7 protein-coding genes are annotated in these 10,195 nt (G+C 53.0%); 6 read left to right on the top strand and 1 reads right to left on the bottom strand.

What is annotated here, in order from left to right:
- From Q8Q07_02480 to Q8Q07_02455, 6 genes are all read left to right on the top strand, one after another.
- A partial coding sequence (locus Q8Q07_02480; GenBank protein MDP3879157.1) for an ABC transporter substrate-binding protein occupies positions 1 to 542 on the top strand: 542 nt, incomplete at its 5' end.
- An 8-nt stretch (positions 543 to 550) separates the two neighbouring features.
- Positions 551 to 1,480: an ABC transporter permease gene (locus tag Q8Q07_02475; GenBank protein MDP3879156.1), complete on the top strand. Its 930-nt coding sequence runs from the start codon at positions 551 to 553 to the stop codon at positions 1,478 to 1,480.
- Positions 1,481 to 1,485: 5 nt separating this feature from the next.
- Entirely contained in the window at positions 1,486 to 2,445 is a 960-nt protein-coding gene (locus tag Q8Q07_02470) for an ABC transporter permease (GenBank protein ID MDP3879155.1), read from the top strand.
- Between the two features lie 489 nt (positions 2,446 to 2,934).
- Positions 2,935 to 5,124 carry an alpha-glucan family phosphorylase gene (gene glgP / locus Q8Q07_02465; protein MDP3879154.1) on the top strand — a complete coding sequence of 730 codons (2,190 nt, stop codon included), beginning with the start codon at positions 2,935 to 2,937 and terminating at the stop codon, positions 5,122 to 5,124.
- A 54-nt stretch (positions 5,125 to 5,178) separates the two neighbouring features.
- Complete coding sequence (locus Q8Q07_02460) at positions 5,179 to 7,209, top strand: PAS domain S-box protein (GenBank protein MDP3879153.1); 2,031 nt, start codon at positions 5,179 to 5,181, stop codon at positions 7,207 to 7,209.
- A 298-nt stretch (positions 7,210 to 7,507) separates the two neighbouring features.
- Positions 7,508 to 9,784: a DUF1565 domain-containing protein gene (locus Q8Q07_02455; GenBank protein ID MDP3879152.1), complete on the top strand. Its 2,277-nt coding sequence runs from the start codon at positions 7,508 to 7,510 to the stop codon at positions 9,782 to 9,784.
- A gap of 147 nt (positions 9,785 to 9,931) precedes the next feature.
- Here Q8Q07_02455 and Q8Q07_02450 read toward each other — a convergent pair whose 3' ends face one another.
- Positions 9,932 to 10,117 carry a hypothetical protein gene (locus Q8Q07_02450; protein ID MDP3879151.1) on the bottom strand — a complete coding sequence of 62 codons (186 nt, stop codon included), beginning with the start codon at positions 10,115 to 10,117 and terminating at the stop codon, positions 9,932 to 9,934.
- Between the last annotated feature and the right edge of the window lie 78 nt (positions 10,118 to 10,195).

The raw sequence follows: 10,195 nt of genomic DNA, 5'->3' as shown, positions 1-10,195 counted from the left end.
AAAAGGCAAAGAGATTGCTCGCCGAATCGAAGTACGGCCCGAACCCCCGGGATTTGCCGCGCATCACCCTCACCGTACCCGGTTCACTGGGAGCGATTGTCGGCTTCGACCTCCAGGCTATACTGGCGACATGGCGTGATGAACTGGGTATCAATGTCGAGATACGCCAGATGGAATTTGCTACCTTTCTCACCCAGCTCAATGCTCATCGTCTGCAGATGTACGCCCTGGCATGGATAGCCGACTACCCTGACCCGCAGAACTTCCTGGACCTGCTCTTCCATAGTCAGAGTCTGAATAACGAGACCGGATACATCAATCCCGAAGTTGACCGTCTGCTCGAAGCGGCACGGGCGGAGCGCGACGAACAGGCACGTTTCAGCCTGTACCAGCAGGCCGAGCAAATCATCGCCGCCGATGTCCCGGTAATACCCCTGTGGCACAGCGGAGAAGGGTACGTGCTCATCAAGCCTTTCCTGAAGGACTACCGGCTGCTACCCCTTATAGTGCCGAAATACCGTTATGCTTCAATCATGAGGTAGGCAAGAGTATGGCAAAGTATATCGTGCGCCGGTTACTGTGGACGCCCTTTCTGTTACTGATGGTGGGTTTTATCACCTATGTCCTGGGTTATTACGGGCCGGGTGACCCGGTGGAAGTGCTCCTTGACCAGTATCAGGATCCGGTGGTGGTAGAGCGAATCCGCGAACAGCGTGGGCTGGACAAGCCCGTTATCCTTCAATACGGCATTTATATCAAAAACGCTTTGGGGGGTGACCTGGGAGAGAGTTTCAAATATCGTGGACAGTCGGTCAGTGAACTTCTGGGCGGACGGATATGGGTTTCCGTTCAACTGGGACTGGCGGCGCTGATACTGGGATTTGTGCTCGGGATACCCCTGGGACTATTCGCGGCGGTCAAGCAGGGCCAGTGGCAGGACACCGCCGTTATCAGCGGAACTTTGCTTTTCTACTCCCTTCCTGTGTTCATTACCGCCCCGTTTCTGCTGCTGGTCTTCGTTCTGTGGCTGGGCATTCTCCCCAGCCAGGGCTGGGGGGGTCTCCTTGACCCGCGCATCATCATGCCCATGCTGATTCTCGGGATCCCCGGCGTTGCCGCCATCGCCCGCATGAGCCGCAACAGCATTGTCGAGGTACTGGCCCAGGACTATGTAAGGACAGCCCGGTCAAAGGGACTGCCTGAGTACCTGGTCTACTGGCGTCACGTTCTCCGCAACGCCATGATTCCGGTCTTCACCCTATTAGGTTTGAGCCTGGCAACACTGGTCACGGGGGCGTTTATCACCGAGACCCTTTTCGGTATTCCGGGTGTTGGCCGTCTGGCGATTGAATCCTTCTTTGCCAGAGACTACCCGGTTATTACCGCACTGACGCTGGTAATCGCCGGCGCCTATGTCATGGCTAACCTCCTGGTCGATATTTTTTATAAATTTCTTGACCCGCGCGTCAAGTACGATTGAGGAAAATGGAACAGCTAACAGAGCCAGCCAGAATATTACCGAGAAGCAGAAGTCTATGGGTCGACGCCGGGCGCCGTCTCTTGCACAACAAGAAGGGCATGACCTGTCTCATCATCATTCTATTGCTTTACGGCGCGGGAATATTTGCTCCCCTGGTAGCCCCCTACCATTACGACCAGCAGAACTGGGACCAGACCCTGCAATCTCCGAGTCCTGAACATCCTCTCGGCACCGACAGGCTGGGACGGGATATGTTCAGCAGAATTGTCTACGGTATCCGCACCACGGTCATCGTTACCGTAGCCGCTATGTTAGCCGGAGGTTTACTGCTGGGCATAGCCCTGGGGCTTGTCTCGGGCTATTTCGGCAGGTGGGCTGACAGCGCTATCATGCGCACCGGCGAGGTCTTCCTCGCCTTTCCCGATATTCTGCTGGTTATACTCATCGCGGCAACGCTAAAACCCAGGGTGCTGGACTTCGTGCGGGCTATCGAAGATTCAACGGATATCGGAGGCATTGTACAATCGGGTGTGGTCGATTACCTCGTCGTCTTCGGCGCTCTGGCTATTGTGAGCTGGGTAGGTATGGCCAGGGTAGTCCGGGGCCAGGTGCTCAGCATTAAGCAGAATCAATATATTCTGGCCGCCAGGGCGCTGGGAGCTTCGCATCTGAGAATTATAGCCCGCCACATCTTTCCCAATCTCCTGCCACCGATAGTGGTCATGGTCTCCATCGGCATGGGCAGCATTGCCGGCGCCGAGGTGGCGCTAAGCTGGCTGGGGCTGGGAGTCCAGCCGCCGGTGCCCAGTCTGGGATTGATGATCTTCGAAAACGGGAGTATTGCCATACTCCGCTCTACCCCTTACCTCATTTTCTTTCCGGTTATTACCGTGGCCATTATCATCTTCGCCTTTAATCTCCTGGGCGACGCCTTGAATGACGCGTTGAACCCCAAAGCCAGATAACGCTCTTTTTCTCCTGTCTTCTGGACATTCTGCTAACACAGGTTTGGGTAACCCCCGGCTGCGCTGTTCAGCTATGGAATCAGAATGGCAATACGTACAATAGTGTCAGAAAGAGGGAGGGGCGCATTGATAATACGCCCCTCCCTACCCTTTTGTCAGGATTCTAACGATATTGTTCAGAATCGTCATCCCTTCACCTCCCGGGGAACCGTATTACCCCCGAGAGGCCTCCAAGATACCACACTACCTGAAACGTTATCATTATCACCGGACTCATATGGGACTTAGAATGATGACGCCACCCGGAAAAGATGAGTGTCAGATTCTACGGATAACCGGGCGGGGCTGTTTACATTTAACGCTGGCGCTCATATAATCGTATTAAGAGCATACGGACAAAGAAACTTTTTTTTCCGGGGCTACGGAGCAACCCCTTCAGGTCGAACCAATCGCAGATACATCGAGTTGAAGCGGTAGGAGGTCGTCTACTTGGGAATACAGCCTTCCTACACTGGAGAGCCTGAGAGCCTGGCTCTCCCCAAACGCATCGGTAGATTGGAAGAACTTGCCAATAACCTGTGGTGGAGCTGGCATGAAGACGGGCGGCAGGTCTTCCGTTCCCTTGATTATGCGCAGTGGCGCGCCAGCAACCATAATCCGGTTAAACAACTGCGCGAGATGAGTCCGGAGAAACTGAATTCAACAGCAAAAGACCCGGCATTTTTGGAGCTTTACGACTCAGTAATCCGGCAATTTGATATAGACATGCGGGGGGAGCATGCCTGGTTTAACTGGACTTACCCTGAAAAACAGGATATGTCTACCGCCTATTTTTCGGCGGAGTTTGCTATTCACGGCTCTCTTCCCATCTACGCGGGCGGTCTGGGCGTCCTGGCTGGAGACATCTGTAAAGAGGCGTCTGACCTCGGGGTCCCGCTGGTGGCCATTGGCTTCATGTACCCTCAGGGCTACTTTCGACAGAGGGTCTCCGCCGATGGCTGGCAGCAGGAAGTTTACGCCCAGCTAAATTTCAACGAAGCGCCGATTTCTTCCTGTCCCTGGCCGCAAGGGTGTGGGCCTTTTGTGTCTTTACAACTGGGTAACCGACTACTGCAGCTCTCCGTATGGCAGGTACGTGTAGGCCGGGTGAACATGTACCTGCTGGACACCGATATAACAGAAAATGAGCCGCAGGACCGTGTACTATCCGCGCGTTTGTACACCGCCGACCCGGAAGAGCGAATGCGCCAGTTGATTGTCCTGGGAACAGGTGGAGTCCGGGTTTTACGGTTGCTCGGCATAAACCCATCAGTCTGGCATGCCAATGAGGACCACACCGCCTTTATGATGCTGGAGCGTCTCAGGGAAGAGATGGAAAAGAGGGCTTCTTTTCAGGATGCGATCGAGAAAGTACGTGCCAGCACTATCTTCACCACCCATACCCCTATTCCGTCAGGTCACAATATATTCCCGGTTCAGCTTATGGACCGGTACTCGGCTAACTTCTGGGGTTCTCTGGGTATTGGCCGGGATGCTTTCCTCAAGCTCGGTCAATATGATGGCCTCGAACCCGGGAAATTCAGTATGACGGCTTTCGCCCTCCGCCTGGCCGGTCAGGCCAACGCCGTTAGTAGACTTCACGGTCAGGTGACGCGCAAAATGTGGCACGTTCTCTGGCCGGAGCGTGGGGAAGAAAAGACGCCCATAATACACATAACCAACGGCGTCCACTTGCCTACCTGGCAAGCGCCGGAGATTAAAAACCTTTGCGGGGAGTACCTGGGAGAAGCATTTCTGGACAAACAGGATGACGCGGAATTATGGAAATGCGTTTCTGATATTCCGGATGACAGGTTCTGGGAAGTGCGGCAGCTTTTGAAAACGAGGCTGATACGGGGAATCCAGGACCGCGCCCAGCAACGCTGGGTAGAAGAGTCAGTCCCTGCAGAACAGGTACCGGCGATGGGAACAATGCTTGACCCTTATGCTCTGACAATCATCTTCGCCCGCCGGTTTGCGGAATATAAGCGTCCCCATCTGATACTGCATGATATCGACCGTCTCAAGAAAATAATCACTGACCCGTTGCGGCCGGTGCAGATAATTTTCGCCGGTAAGTCTCACCCGGCGGATATCGCCTCCAAGGAGCTACTCAAAGGGGTCTATCATGTAGCGATGGACCGTGGCTTTCAGGGCAGGATTGCCTTTGTAGAAGACTATGATATGCAACTTGCCCGTGACCTGGTGCGGGGGGGTGATATCTGGTTAAACAACCCCCGGCGGCTCCAGGAGGCTTGCGGAACCAGTGGCATCAAAGCTTCCATGAACGGGGTAATCAACCTCAGTGTGCGTGATGGGTGGTGGGCTGAGGGCTATAACGGGACTAACGGCTGGGCGATAGAGGGATTTAAGGGAGGCGGTCCCTCCGAGGAGGACGGGTCTGACGCTGAAGCTTTATATCACTTGCTGGAAAACAAGATTATCCCCCTATACTATGAGCGTGACCGGCAGGGTGTGCCGCACCGCTGGATAGAGCTCTCCAAAGAAGCGATTAAATCAATCATCCCTCTTTTCAGCGCCTGCCGTATGATGAAAGACTACACTGAAAAGATGTACTGTCTTCCATCCCAACCACCCAATTCCGGACACGACGGATTTAAGGGGACCGGTAATAGCTGACAATAACCGCAGCGGCATGAGAGCAGGTCAAGTTGAGGTATGAGGAGGGAGAATATGGGTAGCCAGAACACGGAAAAGGAACAAATTATACGTGAATTGATAGAGTGCCAGCAACGGATTAATGAGCTGGAGGCTCTGGGAAGCCAGCAAAAAGAAACGATACTTGAAGCCAGGGCGATGTTTGAAAATCTATTTGAGTCCTCTCCAGAAGCCCTGATTGTTGTTGACCGGAGGGGATATATTACGCGCCTGAACATTCAGGCAGAGAGTCTATTCGGCTATACCCGGCAGGAGTTGATCGGCAAAGATCACGGTATCCTGGTGCCGGAACAGGTAAGAGAAAAACATGCCGCTGCCCTGAAGACGTATATGGAGCAACCGCGTATCCGCGTCATGGGAATAGGACTGGAACTATGGGGTCGGAGGAAGGATGGTACCGAGTTTCCCGCGGATATTGACCTGGGACCACTTGAGATTGACAAGGAACTCTTTGTGCTCAGCATAGTCCGGGATGCGACCAAACGCAAAGGACTGGAAATTGACCTCCAGGAAAGTGAACAAAAGTACCGGGAACTGGCTGATTTGTTTCCCGAAGTTATCTTTGAGACTGACGTTCAGGGCACGCTCACTTATGCCAACCGGAAAGCCCTGGACTCCTTTAATATCAATCCGGAAGACATGAAGAAAGGGATTAGTATTTTTGACTATGTCACTTCCAAGTATCGAAGTGTTGCCAGACAAAGATTTTCCAGGGTTCTCCGGGAAGGAGACATCGGAACGGATGAATACGCATTACTAAAAAAAGACGGCACCACTTTCCCGGCTCTGGTGCACAGCGCATCAATTGCGCGGCATGGTATAACCCTGGGTGTACGGGGCATTGCTGTTGACATTACGGAGCGCAAGCAGGCAGAACTCGGGCTGGCGGAAAGCGAAAAACGGTTTCGGACAACTCTTGATGCCATGCTGGAAGGTTGTGTCATCATTGACTTCCACTGGCGCTATCTCTACGTCAACAAAGCGGCTGTCAGGATCGGCCACCGGACGAAGAAAGCAAGACTAGGTCACACTATGATGGAGGTTTTTCCGGGTATAGAAAAACAGGACACGTTTTCCCACCTCCAGAAATGTATGAAAGACCGCGTTCCAGACCATTATCAGACTGAATTCACTTTCCCGGAGGGAAATCGGATCTGGTTTGAAGTCCGGGCTGAGCCTGTTCCAGAAGGCATTTTGATACTATATGAGGACATCACTGAACGTAAAAAACTTGAGGAGGAGCTAAAAAGATACAGGCAGCGTCTTGAGCAAACGGTGGCAGAGCGTACCGCAGAGTTCGCCGAAGTCAATGAAAAATTAACGCGGCAAATGGAGGAACACAGAAAGGCAGAAGCAGGGCTGGTGCTCAGGGCGACCATCCTGGACAATGCCAGGGAGGCGATATTTCTCATCAATCCGGAGGGATATTTTGCCTACGCGAACGAGGCAGCCATAAAAACTTACGGCTACAGCCGCGACGAGTTTCTCAGTATGAACCTCAGTCAATTACTGAGAACCGAGGAGGCTCTGCTCATTCCCGGGCGCTTTAAAGAAGTGCTGAGAATGGGTCAGATGGAATTGGAGACAATCCATGTACGTAAAGACAGATCATTGATGCCGGTCCAGGTGCGGCACAACCTGATTAAGACACTTCACGGGCAGTTCATCGTCAGTGTTATGCGTGACATGACTGATGAGTTCAGGCTGCGATTACTGCTGGAGCAGGTGCCCGGTATAGTCTGGGTCACCGACAGCAAACTAACTTTGACGCTGTCAGCGGGTACGGCGCCGGAAATGTTAGGACTCAAGCCGGGTGAAGGGGCAGGTATGCCTCTCGCTGAATACCTGGAAAAGAACGACCTCGGGACAGAATTTCTGGCGGCACACCAACGCGCCCTGGCGGGAGCGTCCTCCAGCTTTGAAATTGAGAATAAGAAACTGGGCAAAACTTTCTATGGCTGGGCAGCGCCGCTCCTCGATGCTCAGGGAAAACTTGCGGGCACGATAAGCATCGCGGTAGACGCCGGCGAGTATCAGCCGGTATAATAATAGTTATTCCCGGTTCAACTCGGGTCTCCCTTCATCTCCTCTTTCTTTACATGAATTAAACTCTCGTTCAATGTCACGATACCAGGTTACCCGGTTTGACCCATTTTACGAAGATGCCGGCAATTCTCCACGGAGAAATACAGAACTTGTTTTATGAGGATATTGCCGGACGACAAAAGTCGCAGACAAATAAAGCGCAGCGAAGTATTATAAAGCTAATATTATTTTTTAAATGCTCTTAAATATCATATCTACGATTCTTCCGCCGGTTAGCGGAAGAACAGGAGGTTTTTACTTGTCTCTATCGCTTTTCAGGTCGCATAAGTTTACCTTTCTTTTCACCCTGTCCACCCTTTTAACCTTTGGTGCTTTTTTGCTAAATCCCGCCCCACAGACGGCACTAGCGGCGCCAAACGTTTTTTATGTCCATCCGGTCACGGGCAGCGACTCGAATCCGGGCACAATCGCAAGCCCGTTTCGTACTATCCAGGAGGCTCTCCAGATTGTACAACCCGGTGATACGATCAAACTGGCCGATGGGACATACAATGAGACCCTTAAGACAATCAGCGCCGGGACACCTGCAGCACAGATCATTATTGAGCCAGTCGATGGCAGTCACCCGATACTGGATGGCGGGGGTGGAAACATGGTCCTGCTCACGATCGGCCATTCTTACTACACAGTAAGAGGCATCGAATTCACCAACGCCAAGGTCGGTGTGAGAATCGAATATGCCACCGGTGTGATTTTCGAGAACAACTCAATCCACCACACCGGTAATGAAGGCATGAAGCTACACTTCCTGTCCAACGACAATATCATACGGAACAATAAAATCTGGACTACCGGGATCTACGGCAACGCTGAAGGCATCTACATCGGTACTGCTCCGGAACAGCGGTCACGTTATCTGGGTCAACCCGACGTCTGCATCAATAACATCATCTCCGGCAACGAAATATGGGATGTAGACGAGGGCATTGACATCAAGGAAGATTCCTCGTTCAACACCGTGGTCGGCAATATAGTCCATGAGGCTCGTGACACCAACTCCGGCGGCATCAACGTTCGCGGCGACTCCAACTATTTCTACAATAACCTTTCCTATAACGGCGCCGGGGCCGGGTTCCGTACCGGCGGTGACATCACTTATAGCCCTGAGTACGGTGACAACTACCATTACGGCCAGAACAACGTGTTACGGAACAATATTGCTCGCGACAACTCCGGATACGGGTACAAGTTTATGTACGGCCCCCAAGACGCCGACACATCCAATAACGGGTCGGGAAACGGGAAGGTTCTGTACTATTATGCTTCCGGGGTCACTCCATTCGTCACCGATAGCACTCAACCTGATATCACGCCGCCAGGGATCACCGGCATCTCGGCGGTTCCCGACGTTACATCAGCCGTAATTTCCTGGCAGACGGATGAAGCATCCGACTCCCTTATCGACTACGGGCTGTCGGTTAGCTATGGCTCAAACCTGTCCGAATCAGCTCTGGTAAGCGACCATAGCCTTACCCTGACGGAGCTTGAGCCGGCGACCACCTATCATTACCGCCTCACTTCCAGAGATGCGGCCGGCAATGCCGCCGTCACCGATAATCTTACCTTTACCACAGCCTCTATACCGGATGCCACGCCGCCCATTGTGCCCGCTGCACCGGTTATTACAGAACCTGCTCCAGCAGGCGGGGGAGGCTCCAGTGGCGGTGGAGGTAGGGCAGGAGGCAGTGGAAGTGGTGGTGGTGGCGGTGGTGGTAGTGCCTTTGTCCCGGCAATCTCTGTAGCTCTGGACGGACTAACCTCTCCATTTCCAATAGAAATAACGAGGGAATCCGGTGTTGTCCAGCAAAACGCTCATTTAACTGGCGCAGATGGAAGGATAACTTTGACTGTGGACAAAGGGAACAAGATGACAGACTCCGGCGGCAAGCCGGTGTCCACTCTTTCTCTCAGTGACATAGCTTCATTGCCGGCGCCACCGTCAGACAGTGTAATCATAGTCGCTTTGGACCTCGGTCCTGACGGTACCATTTTTGAGCCATTCGCCACGCTGGCAGTCAGAATCGAGGTTGAAGCCTTTCCGGAAGGGGACGAAACGGGCCAGTTATATATCGCCTTCTGGGACGACCAGCAGTGGCAACCACTGGAAACCATGGTAGACACTGCCACCGGCACTGTCTCAGCCAAGGTGACGCATTTTACGAACTTTGCAGTTATAGGGGTGAAGCCGGTAGAGGCTGTCCCCGCACCGGCTCAGGTAAACGCGCCCACACCCGCACCGCCAAGCCCATCCCCGGTAACTACACCCACGCCCGCTCCCACATCCGCGCTCGCGCCTGAACCTACACCTGCTCCCGCTCCCACGCCCGCGCTAACACCAGCCTTTTCAACCACACCCACGCCAACGCCAGCACCCACACCTGCGCCCACTCTGGCGCCGTCACCCGAAGCCCCGCCTACCAGCACTAACCGGGGGCTGGTATGGGGATTAATTGCAGCAGTCGTAGTCAAAGCGGCGACAGCATTCTACTTTGTTAGAAGAAAGAAGACAGCATAAGAGCCGTACCCGGATGAACGGGTGTTCGGCAAGAAAGAACTGATATCTTCCGCAATGATCTGAAAGGCCGCTTCCGGCCAAAAATTATCTACGGGAAAGCTGAGCGTCAGCTCACCTTTCCAATTACTTTTTATGCTGGATAAACCCTTATACCGGACTGGCGGCATCAAGATGTGACTTAAGCCTGCCCTGTTGTGCGTGGGCAATCCGGTCATAGATGGATCTCTTGAGGAATTTGAGGGCTTCTTCTTTGTCGTTATCCGTGACGAATCTCTCCAGATCCATCACCTCTTTCTCATCCAGGGGAACGGCGGCTTTTCTGATTTCCAGCATTTATACCTCCAGTTCAGGAGTTATCTCCTGGATGAGTCCGGTATATGTCTCTGTCAAGGTCTTCTTTTCCACCTTGCT

Source organism: Dehalococcoidales bacterium (assembly GCA_030698765.1).
Classification (GTDB): domain Bacteria; phylum Chloroflexota; class Dehalococcoidia; order Dehalococcoidales; family UBA2162; genus JAUYMF01.
Note: the sequence above shows the minus strand (reverse complement) of the source record. Positions and strands in the feature narration are given on the sequence as shown.